Raw genomic sequence first — 15,871 nt, 5'->3', positions numbered from 1 at the left:
GAAAGGGTTCTGACCCCGTCGAGCCTGCCATCCACGCGTCGCGTGGATCTACAGCAGCGGCACCAGCAGCAGCGCCACGATGTTGATGATCTTGATCAGCGGATTGATTGCCGGGCCGGCGGTGTCCTTGTACGGGTCACCGACGGTATCGCCGGTCACCGCAGCCTTGTGCGCTTCGCTGCCCTTGCCACCGAAGTGGCCATCCTCGATGTATTTCTTGGCGTTGTCCCAGGCGCCGCCGCCGGTGGTCATCGAGATGGCCACGAACAGGCCGGTGACGATCGTGCCGATCAGCAGGCCGCCCAGTGCGCGCGGCCCCAGCAGCAGGCCGACCACCACCGGCACGGCGACCGGCAACAGCGAGGGCACGATCATTTCGCGGATCGCCGAGCGGGTCAGCATGTCCACCGCCTTGTCGTACTGCGGCTTGCCGGTGCCCTGCATGATGCCGGGGATCTCGCGGAACTGGCGGCGCACTTCTTCCACCACTGCGCCCGCCGCGCGGCCGACCGCTTCCATCGCCATCGCACCGAACAGGTAGGGAATCAGGCCGCCGATCAACAGGCCGATGATCACCGTGTGGTCGCTGAGATCGAAGCGGAACTCCTGGCCGGGATTGGCTGCCTGCAGGTTGTGGGTGTAGTCGGCGAACAGCACCAGTGCCGCCAGCGCCGCCGAGCCGATCGCATAGCCCTTGGTCACGGCCTTGGTGGTGTTGCCCACCGCATCCAGCGGGTCGGTGATGTCGCGGATCTCCGAAGGCAGCTCGGCCATTTCGGCGATGCCACCGGCGTTGTCGGTGATCGGGCCGTAGGCATCGAGGGCGACGATCATCCCTGCCATCGACAGCATCGCGGTTGCGGCAATGGCGATGCCGTACAGGCCGCCCAGCGCGAACGCACCCCAGATCGCCGCACACACCGCCACCACCGGCAGCGCGGTGGATTTCATCGAGATGCCGAGTCCGGCGATGATGTTGGTGCCGTGGCCGGTGGTCGAGGCCTGCGCCACGTGCTGCACCGGCTTGTACTGGGTGCCGGTGTAGTACTCGGTGATCCACACGATCAGGCCGGTCAGGACCAGGCCGATCAGCGCGCAGCCATACAGCGCCATCGGTCCATGCACGTTGTCGGACATCAGTCCGGTGGTGATCGGGTAGAAGGCGATGGCGGCCAGCACGCCGGAAACGATCACGCCCTTGTACAACGCGCCCATGATCGAGCCGCCTGGCTTCACCTTGACGAACAGCGCGCCGATGATCGAAGCGATGATCGACACGCCGCCCAGTACCAGCGGATACAGCACCGCGTTGGCACCGGCTTCGGCCAGCATCAGGCTGCCCAGCAGCATGGTGGCGATGACGGTCACCGCGTAGGTCTCGAACAGGTCGGCCGCCATGCCGGCGCAGTCGCCGACGTTGTCACCGACGTTGTCGGCGATCACCGCCGGGTTGCGCGGATCGTCCTCGGGAATGCCGGCTTCGACCTTGCCGACCAGGTCGGCACCGACGTCGGCGCCCTTGGTGAAGATGCCGCCGCCCAGGCGCGCGAAGATCGAGATCAGCGAGGAGCCGAAGGCCAGGCCGACCAGCGCGTGCAGCGCCTGTTCCATCGGCAGGCCCATGCGCAGCAGCAGTGCGTAGTAGCCGGCCACGCCCAGCAGGCCCAGCCCGACCACCAGCATGCCGGTGATCGCGCCGCCGCGGAAGGCGACGTCCATCGCCGCGCTGATGCCGTTGCGCGCCGCCTCTGCGGTACGCACGTTGGCGCGTACCGACACGTTCATGCCGATGTAGCCGGCGGCGCCGGACAGCACCGCGCCGACTGCAAAACCAATCGCGGTGTACCAGCTGAGGAAGATGCCGACCAGCACGAACAGCACCACGCCGGCGATGCCGATGGTCAGGTACTGGCGGTTGAGATAGGCACGCGCACCTTCCTGGATCGCGGTGGCGATCGCGATCATGCGTGCATTGCCGGTGGGTTGGCGCAGGATCCAGCGCGCCGAGACGATTCCGAACAGGATCGCGAGAATGGCGCAGCCCAGCGCCAGTGACAGCCCGTGACGTTCCAGCATTAGACCCCTCCGCAGAATGGATGTAGGCATCCAGTGGCGATGAACGGCACCACGAGGGGGACGACGGGCTGCAGCCTGGAACCAACCCGTACCGACCTTGGCGGTCGTCCGACGTATGGCGGTGTTCAGCATTCCCTGGTGCCCGCAGTATGCGTGCCGCCACTTGTAGAGTCGAGCCATGCTCGACCGGCTCCTCGGAGCCGCGGCGCATGCCGTCGGGCCCTGGGCATGATTCGCGAGCCAACGGCCTTTGCACCCCGTTAAGGCAGCCTCTGCAAGCCTGCGCACAGCCCCGTAGGAGATTCCCCATGCGCCTGTCCCTGTTGATGCTTGCCGCCCTGGTCCCGGCCGCACCGGCCTTCGCTGCGGAAACGCCGGAACTGCAGCGTGCGGTCGGTGCGCCGCAGGCGGTGGGCGCGGTGCATACGCTGCGGCAGATCCCCGAGGCCTGCGCGCGGCTGGAAGGTGCGTTCACCGGTGATGCCGCCGCGCCATATCGCTTCTCCGCCGTCCGGACCAGCGAGCAATGCCAGCCACGCGCGCGCTTCGTCGATTACACCAAGGCGCAGCCGAGTGCCGACAAGGGCTGGAAGCTCAATGATGTGATCCGCGTGCCCAACGCCGCGTGCCCGGCGCAGCAGGCGGTGGTGCGGGTGTGGCGCCTGCCGTCGAGCCACAAGGTAGAGCTGGACGGGCAGGGCCAATCGCGCATTTACCTGGAGGAGGCGAAGAAGCAGGCCGCCGCCGGCCAGATTCCGCAGGTGACGATGTTCGCCGCGCAGCTGCAGATGGAAGGCAAGGCCTGCAATTGAAGTCGCGTGGGTGGTGCACCCGTGCCGTCATCCACGGCCGACATCCGGCTGATCAATCCGCCAGCATTGCCCCGCGCGCCACCAGCAGCTCGCGCAATGCCCTGCGGTGGCAGTGCGCTTCATCCTCGCAGTAGCAGCCCACGCTGATGTCGCTGTGTTGCGACATCGCGGCCAGAAGGTCCAGCGCGTGGGCGGCATCGGGCGCCTTCATCTCGGCCTTGTAATGGCGGAAGAAGGCGGTCCAATCGGCCGCCGTCGTTGCCTCATGTGCCCGCTTCACCAGCTCCGCGCTGGGTGACAGCGTAGGAAACCAGACGTCGTACCAGTCCTGTCGGGCGAACTCGCTGCGCGGCACGCCGCGCGGTGGGCGCCGAACGGTGCCGATGCGCAGTCCCTCGCCGGGTTGGCGCGGCGTACCGAGTCGGACAACACGCAGTGCCATGATGATCTCCATGAAAAGGGGACGGAGGGAATTAAGTCGTATCCGACCCACTGCTGATGCTGTTGGAGATGACAGAGGGGCGTATGCGACTTAATCCCCTCCGTTCCCTTTTTCAGGTCAGCCTTCGAAGGCCGGCAGTTTCTGCTTCACCGCTACGTTCTTCAGGGTGACGTACTTCGGCAGGCCATCGGTGCCATAGGGAAGCGGTGCTTCGCCCTTGATCAATGGTGACAGGTAGGCGCGCGCCCTGGCCGTGATGCCGAAGCCATCGCGGCGGATGAAACCAGCCGGCATCTTCTTCTCGTGGTTGGCGATCTTCGACAGCGGCGCCGCTTCGATCTTCCAGCGATAGGGCGCATCGCTGCTGCGCACGATCACCGGCATCACGCCATTCTGGCCCTTCAGTGCCAGCTGCACCGCGGCCTTGCCCACCGCCTGCGCCTGCTCCCAGTCGGTCCTGCTGGCCAGGTGGCGGGCCGAGCGCTGCAGGTAATCGGGCAGTGCCCAGTGCACCTTCAGGCCCAGCTGATCCTTGACCCGGCCGGCCAGGTGCGCCGCCACGCCGCCGAGCTGCGAATGACCGAACGAGTCCTTGCCACCGCCGGCATCGGCAACGAAGCGGCCATCGGCGGTTGCAATGCCTTCCGACGCCACCACCACGCAGTAGCCGACGCGCTCGACCACGGCTTTCACCTTGGCCAGGAATGTGGCCTCGTCGTAGGCGCGCTCGGGCAGCAGGATGATGTGCGGCGCTTCGTCATCACCGTTGCCGGCCAGCCCGGCGGCGGCGGCCAGCCAGCCGGCGTGGCGGCCCATCGCTTCGTAGATGAAGACACGGGTGGACGTTTCGGCCATCGCCGCCACGTCCAGTGCTGCTTCGCGCACCGAGACCGCGGTGTACTTGGCCGCTGACCCGAAGCCGGGGCAGGTATCGGTAACGGCAAGGTCGTTGTCGATGGTCTTGGGCACGCCGATACAGGTCAGGTCGTAGCCGGAGGCCTTGGCCAGCTGCGAGACCTTCAGTGCGGTGTCGGCCGAGTCGTTGCCGCCGTTGTAGAGGAACCAGCGCACGTCGTGGGCCTGCAGCACCTCCAGCAGGCGGTCATAGCGGGCGCGGTCGGCATCCAGCGATTTCAGCTTGACCCGGCACGAGCCGAAGGCGCCGCCCGGGGTATGGGCGAGGGCGCGGATCGCGGCGGCACTCTCCCTGCTGGTGTCGATCAGGTCCTCGCGCAGCGCGCCGAGGATGCCGTTGCGGGCCGCCAGGACCTTGATGCCCTTGGCCCGGGCCTGCTCGATCACCGCTGCCGCCGTGGCATTGATGACGGCGGTGACACCGCCGGACTGGGCATAAAGGAGAGTACCGTTGCGCATGCTTCTACCTGCTCGGGGGAGGGGACATTGCAGGGACATTACCCGGATGCGGTAAAGTGGCGCTATTGCGGTGCAGCGATACCGGACCGTCCGGGACGCGAACCTTCTTTGTTTTCAACACGTTGGAGTCAGGTCAATGCGATTGGTTCTGTTGGGACCGCCCGGTTCGGGCAAGGGGACACAGGCGACGCGCCTGAAGGAAAAGCTGGGGATCGCCCACATTTCGACCGGTGACATGCTGCGCGCGGAAATCGCCGCCGGCACGGAGCTGGGCAAGCAGGCCAAGACGGTGATGGATGCCGGCAACCTGGTGTCGGACGACATCCTGCTGGGCATGCTGGAGTCGCGCCTGACCCAGGCTGATGTCGCCAAGGGCTTCATCCTCGATGGCTACCCGCGCAATGTGGCCCAGGCCAATGCGATGGATGGCCTGCTGGCCAAGATCGGCCAGCCGCTGGACGCGGTGGTGCAGCTGGATGTGCCCACCGAGCTGCTGGTGGACCGCATCGCCGGCCGCGCCAAGGAGCAGGGCCGCGCCGATGACAACCCGGAAGCGGTGCGCCAGCGCCTGCAGGTCTACAACGACCAGACCGCCCCGGTGGTCGATTTCTACGCCGGCCGTGGCACCCTGGCCCGCGTCGATGGCGTCGGTGAGCTGGACGAGATCGAAGCCCGCATCCTGGCAGCGATCAAGGCCTGATCCGGCGGGGCCGGCATGCGTCCGGTCCTTCAGGCGCAAAAAACACAGGCCTGGTCCGCGAGGATCAGGCCTGTGTCGTTTGATAGGCGCCAGCGAAGGGCTTGCTCAGGGCCCCGCAGCATGAGCTCCCTTGGGGATGGCCTCTTGGGGAGTAGGACCGGTTCGGGTACTGCGGCTGGCAGTTCGAATTGTGTCCGGGTTCACAGAACATCGCTATCGGGAATTCCCTGACAGCTGATTGGAGTTTTCTCACATCCCGTGTAGGGGTTGTCTTACCCGATAGCGGACATTGGCCCTATACAGCCGTCATCGGTCACAATCCTCGGTCATGAGCAGCGTACATATCCTTGCAATTGCCGGCACCTTCATGGGCGGCGTGGCCGCCCTGGCGCGGGAACTTGGGCATTCCGTCAGCGGCAGCGACCAGGCCATCTACCCGCCGATGTCGACCCAGCTCGAACAGCTGGGCATCACACTGGACCAGGGCTACCGTGCCGACAGCGTGCCGGCCGGTACCGACGAGGTGGTGATCGGCAACGCGCTGTCGCGCGGCAATGCCGCCGTGGAAGCCGTGCTCGATGCCGGCCAGCGCTATATCTCCGGCGCGCAGTGGCTGTCCGAGCAGGTGCTGCCGGGCCGCGACACGCTTGCCGTGGCCGGTACCCACGGCAAGACCACCACCACCACCATCCTCACCTGGCTGCTGGAAAGTGCAGGGCGCTCGCCGGGCTTCCTGATCGGCGGTGTCGCCGAGGATTTCGGTGTCTCCGCCCGCCTGGGCCAGGGGCGCGAGTTCGTGGTCGAAGCCGATGAGTACGACACGGCCTTCTTCGACAAGCGCAGCAAGTTCGTGCACTACCGGCCGCTGGTGGCCATCCTCAACAACCTTGAGTACGACCACGCCGACATCTTCCCGGACGTGGCCGCGATCCAGCGCCAGTTCCACCATCTGGTGCGTACCGTACCCGCACGTGGGCGGCTGATCGTCAACGGCGAGGATCAGTACCTTGCCGAAGTGCTGGCGATGGGCTGCTGGACCCCGGTCGAGCGCTTTGGATTCGATCCGTCGCTGGAATGGCATGCCGAGCTGCTGGCCGCTGATGGCAGCGCCTTCCGCGTGCACCATCGTGGGCAGGCGCTGGGTGATGTGCAGTGGTCGCTGCTGGGCCGCCACAACGTGCTCAATGGATTGGCCGCGCTGGCCGCCGCGCATGCAGTGGGCGTGGCACCTGCCCAGGTTATTCCGGCGCTGGCACGCTTCCGCAGCGTCAAGCGCCGCATGGAAGTGATCGGCAGCCATGACGGCATCACCGTCTACGACGATTTCGCCCACCATCCGACTGCGATCGCCACCACGCTGGAGGGCCTGCGTTCCAAGGTGGGTGATGCGCGCATCGTGGTCGCGATGGAGCCGCGCAGCAACTCGATGCGGCTGGGCGCACATGCGCAGGCGCTGGCTCCCTCGCTGGCGCTGGCCGATGAAGTGGTGTTCCTGCATCGCCCGGAACTGGCCTGGGATGCTGCGGCGGTGATCGCCGCGGTGCGTGGCGAAGCCCACGCGGTGCCCGATACCGACGCATTGCTGGCGCAGCTGCAGGCCAGCGCGCGCAGCGGCGACCACGTGGTATTCATGTCCAACGGTGGCTTCGACGGTGCCCCGCGCCGCTTCCTCGCCGCGCTGCAGGCCCGATGAGCGGCGACGGCTCGCTGCCGCTGTTCCCGCTGCACACCGCGCTGGTACCGGGTGCAGCGGTAGGCCTGCGCGTGTTCGAGCGGCGCTATCTGGACCTGGTCCGCGACAGCGGCCGCAGTGGTGAGGGGTTTGGCGTCTGCCTGATCCTCGAGGGCGAGGAGGTCGGCGCACCGGCGACACCGGCCGCCTTTGGCGTGCAGGTACGCATCGAAGACTTCGATGTCGGCGCCGACGGCGTGCTGCAGCTGCGCCTGCGCGGTACTCGTCGCTTCCATGTCGAGCGCACCCGCGTGCGCGACAACGGCCTGGTGGTGGCTGACGTGCGCTGGTGCGAGGAAGACCCCGATGACGAACTGCGGCCGCAGCATGCACTGCTGGCCACGGTGCTGGGGCACATCATCGAGCAGGCCGGCGAGGCCTATGCGCCGGCCAATCCGGCGCTGCTGGACCAGGCCAGCTGGGTCGGCTGGCGGCTGGCCGAGCTGCTGCCGCTGAGCGAGCAGCAGCGCCTTCAGCTGCTGCAGATGGACGATCCGCACCAGCGGTTGCAGCAGCTGCTGGGCTGGATGCCGTAGAAGCCATCCATGTAGGGCGTGGATCTGCTGTAGAGCCGAGCCCATGCTCGGCTTGATGGATCCCGCGAAGAGCAGCCGAGCATGGGCTCGGCTCTACACTGGGTGATCGCGACCGGTACTGGTCAGGGCGTGGTGGTCTTCAACCGCAGCACCGGCAACCCGGTTTCGCTGTGCACGTCCTCGCGCTGCGGCAGGTCCTGCACGGCGTCCTTTACGGCATTCAATGCCGGGTCGACGCCACGCAGCGGATGCCACATGCCGATCCACTCGAAATGGCGTTCGTAGCGCAGGGTCTGTGCACTGCCCAGCCACAGCGGCGTGTTGCCCGGCTGCAACTGCGCAGGGGCCGGCCACAGGCGCAGTACGTAGCGCTCATCACGGTGTGTACCCGGGCGTACCATCAACAGCGCTTCCACGCGGGTTTCCAGCGTCGCCGGCAGCACCGGCAGTTCATCGGCGCCGGTGTTCTTGTCCAGCATCAGCAGCGCCTGCTGCCAGCCAGCCTGCTCCTGCCGCTTCCAGCCGCGCGCTTCCAGTTGCGCCTGCAGCGGTGCCAGCGGACCGGCCACCTGTACGTCCAGCGGCCAGCGCTGGTCGTCATCGAACTCGTTGCGGCGCGCCGGCAGTGTCGCCCAGTCGTGCTGCCACCAGGCCTGCGTGTCCATTGCCTGCGGGGCCGGCAAGGTCGGCTCGAAGCGTTCCAGCTTCACCGGGATGTTGCGCGGTGCGTACCACATCGCGGCGACGGCGAAGACGCCGTAGAACAGCCATGCCACCGGCTTCACCCAGAACGAGCGGTTGAAGCGGCGGCGGTAGGCGATGCCCAGCACCAGCAGCCAGAAGGTGCCGAACAGCATGCCGCCGATCACATCGCTCAGCCAATGCGCGCCCAGGTACAGGCGCGAGAAACCGATCAGGCTGACCACGATGCCCGACACCAGGTACGGCCAGACGCGGGTACGGCCGGGCATCTCGCGGGCGATCAGCACCGCGAAGAAGCCGAAGGTGATGGTGGCCATCGTCACCGACACCGACGGGAAGCCGAAGCCGCTGCTGGCGTCGACCGGGCGCACAACATCGACGGTAGCGCCGAGCAGCATGGTCAGCGCCAGGCCGAAGGCCAGCGCGGCCAGCCAGTGCGCGGCCGCCATCCAGCGCCGGCGCCAGACCAGGTAGCCCATCGCCGCCGCAGTGGCCGGCAGCAGCACCTGCCAGGCGCCCAGCGACGCCAGCGCGGCCATCGGGTAATCGGCCAGCGGGTTGCGCAGGGCCAGCATTGCCTGGTGTACCAGCAGGTCGATCGCCAGTGGCTCGCCATGCGCGACCACCACGGTCAGCAGCGCGAACCAGCCCCAGCCCAGCACCAGCAGCATCAGCGCCAGCATCGCCAGCGGCACCGACTCGCGCCGCTTCGGATCCAGCACGCCGACGGTGTAGCGGCCCAGCGTCGGATGGCGGTTGGACCAGTCGAGCAGGCGTGCCAGCCAGTTGTCCATGCGCGCGGCCGACCAGCGGTAGCCGTACAGCACGAGGGCCCAGACCAGGCCAAGGATCACCGCCAGCAGGCCGACCACCACCACCAGCCGACCGGCTACCGCGGCCACCGCGTCATAGGCCTCGCCAAGAATCCAGCCGGGGGCCAGGAACAGCACCGCCCATGAAATGCTGGCGATACCACTGGCCTGTACATAGCGGCTGGCTGGCATCTTCATCATGCCCGCGATGGCCGGCACGAACGGCCGGATCGCGCCGACGTAGCGTGCCACCAGAATGCTCTTGAACGCGTTGCGGCGGAACAGGTTTTCGCCGCGGTCGAGCAGCTGCGGGTAACGGCTGAACGGCCACACGCCACGCAGGCGGTCGCCCCAGCGGCGCCCGATCCAGTAACTGATGCCATCGCCGGCGAATGCGCCCAGTGCGGCCGCCGCCACCGCGTAAGGTCCGGAGATCTGGCCCAGGCCGATGAACACGCCCACCGCAAACAGCAGCGGCAGCGCCGGCACGATGGCGCCGAGAATGATCACCGCATCGCAGAAGGCGATGAGGAAGATAACGGCACCCGCCAGCACGGGGTGAGCGGCAATCCACGCAAGCGTGGCGTCGATCCATGAAGAGTCCATTGCCCGATTATAGGGGCGTGAAGGTGACTGGTTCCCAGCCGCTTGGTGACCGTTTGCAACCGGCGCCATCGCCTAGAATGGGCCCATGCCGCATACGCCAGACACGCCACCACATGCTTTGAAGGCCGACAGCTTCGGTCGCATCCTCCGTGTGGAAGGGCCTGCCGGCCCCTTCGTACGCCGTGACCTGGGCGCCACGCCGCTGTGGTTGCGCCTGCCGGCCTGGTGGCTGGCCCGCCGCGAAGCGCGCGCGCTGCGCCATATCCATGGCATGGCCGACGTGCCGCAGCTGCTGGCGTGGAATGGGCATCATCTCGACCGCAGTTTCATGGCCGGCGACGCCATGTACCAGCGCCCACCGCGTGGCGACCTGGCCTGGTTCCGCGCCGCGCGTCGGCTGCTGCAGCAGCTGCATCGGCGCGGCGTGGCCCACAACGACCTGGCCAAGGAAGCCAACTGGCTGGTGACCGAAGACGGCCGCCCGGCATTGATCGACTTCCAGCTGGCAGTGATCGGCAACCCGCGCTCGCGCTGGATGCGCCTGCTGGCCCGCGAGGACCTGCGCCACCTGCTCAAGCACAAGCGCATGTACTGCCGTGAGTCGCTCACCCCAGTGGAAAAGCGCGTGCTCAAGCGCACCTCGTGGGTGCGCGAACTGTGGTTCGCCACGGGCAAGCCGGTCTACCGCTTCGTTACCCGTCGCATCCTGCATTGGGAAGACAACGAGGGGCAGGGGCCCAAGCCGTGAGTCCACTGCAGGTAGTGACCGGCCCACCGAGTGCGGCCAGCGTCCTGCGCCCACAGCTGGCCAGTGCCGACTTCGTGCACGCCTGCCAGGCAACAACCCATCGTGATGGGCGCTCGGCCTTGCAGGCTTATCGCGATATGGCCGCGACCATTCCCGGCTGGTTCGATGGGCTGATGGCGCTGCGCAATCGCGGCATGCGCCTGCTCGGCATGAAGCACCTGGGCTCGTTGCGCGCGGTGCAGGATGTTGCGGATCCTCAACCCGGGCAGCGACTGGGCATCTTCACCCTGCAGTCGCTCAGTGACGATGCCATCGTGCTGGAAGACGACGACCGCCACCTGCGTGTGCAGCTGGCCCTGCAGTGGCAGGGCGACGTACTGGAAGTGGCGACCGTGGTGCATACGCACAACGCGTTCGGGCGCGTATACATGCTGCCGGTTGCGCCGGTGCATCAGCTGATCGTGCCGCATCTGCTGAGGAAGCAGGCGCAGGCGTACCGGTAGATCCACGCGATGCGTGGATGCGCCCGCTGACGGCCTTGATGTAGTGCCGGCGACCTTACGGCGTTGCCGGCACTACCTGCTGGCCGATGAAGTTGCGCTTGGCGTCGAAGTCGTAGGCGATCTGCAGCTGGCCTACATCCGGGCAGGCGTGGCAGTCACGCAGCGGCGTGCGGTACAGCAGGCGGATGCCGCCGTTCTCCAGCGGCGTGGCCCCGCCCGACTGCGCCGGTGCGAACGGCGTGGCCTGCGGGTGGTCCTTCAGCAGGGCCTGCACGGCGGGGTCGGCACGCAGGGTGTCGTCCAGCTGCACGGCATCCACATCGATGCGCTTGCCGGTGGCGTCGACCAGGCGGGTGCCCTCGTTGGTGTTGGCGCGGAACGGATACTCGACCGTGGCAATGCCCAGGCCTTCGTTCTCGTGCCAGGCCGTCACGTAGGCCAGCTCGCCGCCGGTGGACAACTGTTCGGCGGCAGCAATGGCATCGGCGCTTGCGCCACCAGCGCGCATCGCATCGCGCAGGCACTCACGCGTGGCTGAATTCCCGCCCTGGCGGCAGGCGTTGAGGTCGCCATCCCACACCACTGCCTCGCTCCAGCGCAGCTTGCCGTCTGCGGCGGCTTTCTCCGCGCTGGGCGTGTCACCGGCCGACGGTTCCTTGCCGGGTTCCGGCGAACGGCCCTGGCAGGCGGTCAGCAGGGCAAGCCCCAGGGCAGGCAGCAACAGGCGGGAACGGCGCATGGCGTGGACCTCGTGCGTTGACTGGAGGCGCCAGTATCGTCAAGGCCGGGTGAACTCCACGTCGGCGCGGCATACTAGCGGCTCATTGCATACGCTGGAGTGTGGAACGTGGGCAGTCTGCAGGGCAAAACGCTTTTCATCACGGGTGCCTCGCGTGGCATCGGCCTGGCCATCGCACTGCGCGCTGCGCGTGACGGGGCGAACGTGGCCATTGCGGCCAAGTCGGCGGTGCCGAACCCGAAGCTGCCAGGTACCATCCACAGCGCGGCCGAGGCCGTTACCGCCGCCGGTGGCCAAGGGCTGGCGCTGAAGTGCGATATCCGCGAGGAAGAGCAGGTGCAGGCCGCGGTTGCGGCCACGGTCGACACCTTTGGGGGCATCGACATCCTGATCAACAACGCCAGCGCGATCTGGCTGCGTGGCACGCTGGATACGCCGATGAAACGCTTCGACCTGATGCAGCAGGTCAATTCGCGTGGCAGCTTCCTGTGTGCGCAGGCCTGCCTGCCGTACCTGCTGCAGGCGCCGAACCCGCACATCCTGACCCTGGCACCGCCGCCGAGCCTGGAACCGAAGTGGTGGGGCGCGCATACCGGCTACACGCTGGCGAAGATGGGCATGAGCTTCGTCACGCTCGGCCTGGCCGCGGAATTCGGCCCGCAGGGTGTGGCGGTGAACGCGCTGTGGCCGCGCACGGTGATCGCCACCGATGCGATCAACATGATCCCTGGCGTGGATGCGGCCGGCTGCCGCACGCCGCAGATCATGGCTGATGCCGCGCATGCGGTGCTGGTGCGCGAAGCGGCGGGCTTCCATGGCCAGTTCCTGATCGACGATGACGTGCTGGCGCAGGCGGGTATCACCGATCTTTCGGGCTACGCAGTGGATCCATCGCGTCCGTTGCTGCCGGATCTGTTCCTGGATTGATCGCGCGTCGCCGGAAGAGGCCGAGGGCTGCGACCTTCGGCCTGCTGCGCTAGAATGCGCGGCTGTAATCGTTTTCAACAGGGATGTGAGCACATGTCACGCACTCTTTCGGTCGCGGCGCTGGTCGCTTCGCTGTCGTTGATCCTCGTCGCCTGCGGTGGCAAGGCACCCGCCGCTGCGGGCGGCGCCGCTGCCTCCGGCACGCCGGACGCCAGCGCGGCGCCGTCCGACCCGCAGCAGCAGTTGACCGCCAAGCTCAACGCCTACATCGGCTGCTTCAACGCGCTTGATTCGAAGACCCACGGCAGCATCGAGTCCTATACGCGCTGGATCAAGGATGTCGCCGCCGGCCCGACCGGTCGCGAGACACAGGTGTACGGTCCGTTCGAGATCAGCGATTACGACATGAAGCAGTGCGATGCCCCCGTGACCGAGGCGATGGCTGCCAAGCCAGTGCTGGCCGAACTCGATGCTGCTGCTGGCCACTACCAGCAGGCGCTGAAGGCACTGGTGCCGATCAGCAAGGACGCGCACGACTACTACGATCGCCAGGACTACGAAGACGACCAGTTCGCCAAGGGCAAGCAGCTGCACGCGCCCCTGATGGTCGCCTTCAAGGATTTCGTGGCTGCCAGCGAAACGTTCAATGCCGAGCTGGAGCGCCAGAACGACGCCGCCCAGCGCGAGCAGCTCAAGGCACTGGAGCAGGCCGAGGGTCGCACGCGCGAGTACTACCGCCTGGCGATGATGCTGGAAGCCAAGGCCATCATGGATCTGATGAGCGAGGATGATTTCGATCAGGCCAAGGCCAGCGAGCGTCTGGATGCGTTCAACCGCATTTCCGACGAAGCGCATGCGAAGGTGGCTGACCAGGAGCCGGGCAAGCTGGACTGGAACAGCTTCGAGCGCGAAGCCGAGAACTTCCGTCGGGAAGGCAAGGAGCGGCTGCACCGGGTCAGCAGCAAGACGCCCTACAGCGATTTCGAACGGCGTATGCTTGATTCGCCCTCGATGGCGCCGCGCGGCTCTGCCAGCAAGCTGATGCAGGAATACAACTCGCTGGTTTTCCAGAGCAACCGCCAGTAATCGCAGCGTCCATCGTGTCATTTGTGTCGCAATCGAACAGGTCGATTGCGACGCATCGCATCGCACACTTCCGAACGGCAGGGCCTTTGCGAGGCCGCCGATGCGGGTGCTTGCGTCATGCGCGAGGATATCTACCGCCTCTTTCTGCAAGGAATCGATTTGAACGCTTCTGTACGCCTGCTTCCCCTTCTTCTGCTCGGCACGCTGGTCGGTACGGCCGGTTGCGACAAAGTGCCGGGGCCGGCGGCGGCCGATCCCGGCCTGGAGAAGGTCAACGCCTACATCGAGTGCTACAACGGCGTTGAACAACCCATCCACGAAGGCTTCCAGACCTACACCGGCTGGATGAAGGATCCCGAAGCCGGTCCGACCGGCAAGGAAACGCAGCCGCGCTCACCGGGCAAGGTGCTGTCGCACCGCGTGGAGTACTGCGGCCAGGCGCTGACCGATGCGCTGGCAAAGAACCCGTCTACCGCGCTGGATGCACCGGCGCGTGACTACCAGCAGGCCTTCCAGTCGCTGTACGCGCTGATCGAACGCGCCGACGGCTACTTCACCCGTGAGGACTATCGCCGCGATGGTGGTGAAGGCCTGCGCAGCCAGCACGCGCCGTTGATGCAGGCCTATGCCGGGTTCTTCAAGGCCAGCGAGGCACTGGATGCGGCACTGGAGAAGAACGAGAACGATCGTCGCGCGGCACAGCTGAAGCAGATCGAGGAGAGCGAAGGCCGTTCGCTGGCCTACTACCATCTGCGCCTGCTGGGCGATGGCAAGCAGCTGGCCATGGCCTTCCAGGGCGACGCACCGGATCTGGCGGCGTTGCGCGTACAGCTGGCCGATTACCAGGCGCTGGTGACGGAAATCCAGAACTCCGGGGTGGGCAAGGACGACCCGATGTGGGGCCACGTGCAGCGTTCAGCGGACAAGCTGGTACGCACCGCCGGGCGCGGCGTGGAGCGTCTGCAGCAGGGCAAGCCGATCACCGCCGAAGGGCTGGCTGCCGAGCGCAAGGCCTCCGGTAGCTGGGACACCTCGGCGCCGGAAGGTGCGCAATCCACTCTGCTGGACGCCTACAACGATCTGGTCTCCACCAGCAACCGCCTGCGATGAGCAGCGCGCGCATCCATGCATAAGCGCCAAGGGTAGTGCCGGCCGCTGGCCGGCATGCGCCTCAATGGTTGAACGGATCCGGTAGCTGACCGCCGCACTTGCGGCAATACCGTGCATCCGGCTCGTGGCCTTCCAGCCCACACTCCGGGCAGCCACGCGCATCGCGGCGCGCGGCCTGCTCGGCTTCACGCATGGTGCTGGCCAGTTCGGCGGTGTAGATGCCGGTGGGCACGGCGATGATGCTGTAGCCGATCAGGATCAGCACCGAGGTGACGAAGCGGCCGAGCACGGTCTGCGGCACGATATCGCCGAAGCCGACCGTGGCCATGGTCACCACCGCCCAGTACATGCTGGCCGGGATGTTGGTGAAACCGTGGTCGGGGCCCTCGATCACGTACATCAGCGCACCGGCGATGATGGTGATGGTGATCACCGTGAACAGGAACACCAGCACCTTGCGCCGGCTGCGCCACAGCGACGTCATCAGGACGCCGCTTTCCTCGATGTAGCGGGTCAGCTTCAGGATGCGGAACACCCGCAGGATGCGCAGCGCGCGCACCACCAGCAGGCTCTGCGCGCCGGGGATGAACATCGACAGGTAGGCGGGCAGGATCGACAGCAGGTCGATGATGCCCCAGATGCTCACTGCATACCGCAGCGGGCGCTTGACCACCGCCAGCCGCAGCAGGTACTCGGCGGTGAAGATGATCGTGAATCCCCATTCCAGGATGTACAGGCCGGTGGACCATTCGGCATGCAGGTGCTGCACGCTGTCGATCATCACCACCAGGATGCTGGCGACGATCGCCACCACCAGGATCAGGTCGAAATTGCGCGAAGGGCGGGTGTCATGGCGGTAGATGATGTCGAACCACCGACGGCGCCAGCCGGTCTCGGTGGCGGGGTTGAGCTGGGGGGCGGAAAACGGTCGCATGGGCGCATTGTGCCGCAGGGGTTCCGGCGCGA

General features: G+C 66.7%; 15 protein-coding genes. 9 read left to right on the top strand and 6 right to left on the bottom strand.

Annotated elements, in window-relative coordinates:
* Positions 1-48: 48 nt before the first annotated feature.
* Positions 49-2,076 (bottom strand): sodium-translocating pyrophosphatase, encoded by a 2,028-nt coding sequence (locus tag ACEPA4_RS16455; RefSeq protein ID WP_065185342.1) that lies wholly within the window; start codon positions 2,074-2,076, stop codon positions 49-51.
* A 308-nt stretch (positions 2,077-2,384) separates the two neighbouring features.
* On the opposite strand from ACEPA4_RS16455, the gene ACEPA4_RS16450 reads away from it, so the two are divergent.
* Positions 2,385-2,888, top strand: coding sequence for a hypothetical protein (locus ACEPA4_RS16450; protein WP_061480501.1), 504 nt, complete (start codon positions 2,385-2,387; stop codon positions 2,886-2,888).
* 52 nt (positions 2,889-2,940) lie between these two features.
* Here the strand turns inward: ACEPA4_RS16450 and ACEPA4_RS16445 are convergent, their stop codons facing one another.
* The gene (locus tag ACEPA4_RS16445; protein WP_005419050.1) at positions 2,941-3,330 is read right to left on the bottom strand and encodes a DUF488 domain-containing protein; all 390 of its coding nucleotides are present in this window, start codon (positions 3,328-3,330) and stop codon (positions 2,941-2,943) included.
* Positions 3,331-3,447: 117 nt separating this feature from the next.
* Complete coding sequence (locus tag ACEPA4_RS16440; RefSeq protein ID WP_139727620.1) at positions 3,448-4,704, bottom strand: 6-phosphofructokinase; 1,257 nt, start codon at positions 4,702-4,704, stop codon at positions 3,448-3,450.
* 136 nt (positions 4,705-4,840) lie between these two features.
* Between ACEPA4_RS16440 and ACEPA4_RS16435 the strand changes: the two genes are divergently transcribed.
* From ACEPA4_RS16435 to ACEPA4_RS16425, 3 genes are all read left to right on the top strand, one after another.
* A complete protein-coding gene (locus ACEPA4_RS16435; protein WP_005419045.1) occupies positions 4,841-5,404 on the top strand; it encodes an adenylate kinase in 564 nt (187 codons plus the stop codon).
* Between the two features lie 328 nt (positions 5,405-5,732).
* Positions 5,733-7,097 (top strand): UDP-N-acetylmuramate:L-alanyl-gamma-D-glutamyl-meso-diaminopimelate ligase, encoded by a 1,365-nt coding sequence (gene mpl, locus ACEPA4_RS16430; RefSeq protein WP_005419043.1) that lies wholly within the window; start codon positions 5,733-5,735, stop codon positions 7,095-7,097.
* Positions 7,094-7,672, top strand: coding sequence for an LON peptidase substrate-binding domain-containing protein (locus ACEPA4_RS16425; protein ID WP_005419042.1), 579 nt, complete (start codon positions 7,094-7,096; stop codon positions 7,670-7,672). Before mpl ends, ACEPA4_RS16425 begins: the two co-directional genes overlap by 4 nt.
* Before the next feature lie 122 nt (positions 7,673-7,794).
* Here ACEPA4_RS16425 and ACEPA4_RS16420 read toward each other — a convergent pair whose 3' ends face one another.
* The gene (locus tag ACEPA4_RS16420) at positions 7,795-9,792 is read right to left on the bottom strand and encodes a bifunctional DedA family/phosphatase PAP2 family protein (RefSeq protein WP_065178360.1); all 1,998 of its coding nucleotides are present in this window, start codon (positions 9,790-9,792) and stop codon (positions 7,795-7,797) included.
* An 85-nt stretch (positions 9,793-9,877) separates the two neighbouring features.
* Between ACEPA4_RS16420 and ACEPA4_RS16415 the strand changes: the two genes are divergently transcribed.
* Together ACEPA4_RS16415 and ACEPA4_RS16410 are read left to right on the top strand one after the other, a co-directional pair.
* A complete protein-coding gene (locus tag ACEPA4_RS16415) occupies positions 9,878-10,540 on the top strand; it encodes a serine/threonine-protein kinase (protein WP_049413709.1) in 663 nt (220 codons plus the stop codon).
* Entirely contained in the window at positions 10,537-11,043 is a 507-nt protein-coding gene (locus tag ACEPA4_RS16410; protein WP_262090958.1) for a DUF2867 domain-containing protein, read from the top strand. Before ACEPA4_RS16415 ends, ACEPA4_RS16410 begins: the two co-directional genes overlap by 4 nt.
* A gap of 55 nt (positions 11,044-11,098) precedes the next feature.
* Here ACEPA4_RS16410 and ACEPA4_RS16405 read toward each other — a convergent pair whose 3' ends face one another.
* Positions 11,099-11,782, bottom strand: a complete 684-nt coding sequence (locus ACEPA4_RS16405) for a hypothetical protein (RefSeq protein WP_065185339.1) — start codon at positions 11,780-11,782, stop codon at positions 11,099-11,101.
* A 108-nt stretch (positions 11,783-11,890) separates the two neighbouring features.
* Here ACEPA4_RS16405 and ACEPA4_RS16400 point away from each other — a divergent pair, with 108 nt between their 5' ends.
* From ACEPA4_RS16400 to ACEPA4_RS16390, 3 genes are all read left to right on the top strand, one after another.
* Positions 11,891-12,709, top strand: coding sequence for an NAD(P)-dependent oxidoreductase (locus tag ACEPA4_RS16400; RefSeq protein WP_065178370.1), 819 nt, complete (start codon positions 11,891-11,893; stop codon positions 12,707-12,709).
* 93 nt (positions 12,710-12,802) lie between these two features.
* On the top strand, positions 12,803-13,795 hold the full coding sequence (locus ACEPA4_RS16395; protein ID WP_065185338.1) for a YiiG family protein: 993 nt from the start codon (positions 12,803-12,805) through the stop codon (positions 13,793-13,795).
* Positions 13,796-13,954: 159 nt separating this feature from the next.
* Positions 13,955-14,905: a YiiG family protein gene (locus ACEPA4_RS16390; protein WP_065185337.1), complete on the top strand. Its 951-nt coding sequence runs from the start codon at positions 13,955-13,957 to the stop codon at positions 14,903-14,905.
* A 61-nt stretch (positions 14,906-14,966) separates the two neighbouring features.
* On the opposite strand, the gene ACEPA4_RS16385 is transcribed toward ACEPA4_RS16390, so the two are convergent.
* Positions 14,967-15,839, bottom strand: coding sequence for an ion transporter (locus ACEPA4_RS16385; protein WP_065185336.1), 873 nt, complete (start codon positions 15,837-15,839; stop codon positions 14,967-14,969).
* Between the last annotated feature and the right edge of the window lie 32 nt (positions 15,840-15,871).

This window comes from Stenotrophomonas sp. P2112, from assembly GCF_041897515.1.
GTDB classification, from domain to species: domain Bacteria; phylum Pseudomonadota; class Gammaproteobacteria; order Xanthomonadales; family Xanthomonadaceae; genus Stenotrophomonas; species Stenotrophomonas sepilia.
The sequence above is the reverse complement of the archived record's forward strand: the minus strand, read 5'-3'. Positions and strand labels throughout refer to the sequence as shown.

What these genes read in the sequence shown, in the direction of transcription:
- ACEPA4_RS16420 (WP_065178360.1), bottom strand. Translation starts at nt 9,792, where the DNA reads ATGGACTCTTCATGGATCGACGCCACGCTTGCGTGGATTGCCGCTCAC.
- ACEPA4_RS16405 (WP_065185339.1), bottom strand. Translation starts at nt 11,782, where the DNA reads ATGCGCCGTTCCCGCCTGTTGCTGCCTGCCCTGGGGCTTGCCCTGCTG.
- ACEPA4_RS16385 (WP_065185336.1), bottom strand. Translation starts at nt 15,839, where the DNA reads ATGCGACCGTTTTCCGCCCCCCAGCTCAACCCCGCCACCGAGACCGGC.
- ACEPA4_RS16455 (WP_065185342.1), bottom strand. Translation starts at nt 2,076, where the DNA reads ATGCTGGAACGTCACGGGCTGTCACTGGCGCTGGGCTGCGCCATTCTC.
- ACEPA4_RS16440 (WP_139727620.1), bottom strand. Translation starts at nt 4,704, where the DNA reads ATGCGCAACGGTACTCTCCTTTATGCCCAGTCCGGCGGTGTCACCGCC.
- ACEPA4_RS16435 (WP_005419045.1), top strand. Translation starts at nt 4,841, where the DNA reads ATGCGATTGGTTCTGTTGGGACCGCCCGGTTCGGGCAAGGGGACACAG.
- ACEPA4_RS16425 (WP_005419042.1), top strand. Translation starts at nt 7,094, where the DNA reads ATGAGCGGCGACGGCTCGCTGCCGCTGTTCCCGCTGCACACCGCGCTG.
- ACEPA4_RS16395 (WP_065185338.1), top strand. Translation starts at nt 12,803, where the DNA reads ATGTCACGCACTCTTTCGGTCGCGGCGCTGGTCGCTTCGCTGTCGTTG.
- ACEPA4_RS16445 (WP_005419050.1), bottom strand. Translation starts at nt 3,330, where the DNA reads ATGGCACTGCGTGTTGTCCGACTCGGTACGCCGCGCCAACCCGGCGAG.
- ACEPA4_RS16415 (WP_049413709.1), top strand. Translation starts at nt 9,878, where the DNA reads ATGCCGCATACGCCAGACACGCCACCACATGCTTTGAAGGCCGACAGC.
- mpl (WP_005419043.1), top strand. Translation starts at nt 5,733, where the DNA reads ATGAGCAGCGTACATATCCTTGCAATTGCCGGCACCTTCATGGGCGGC.
- ACEPA4_RS16450 (WP_061480501.1), top strand. Translation starts at nt 2,385, where the DNA reads ATGCGCCTGTCCCTGTTGATGCTTGCCGCCCTGGTCCCGGCCGCACCG.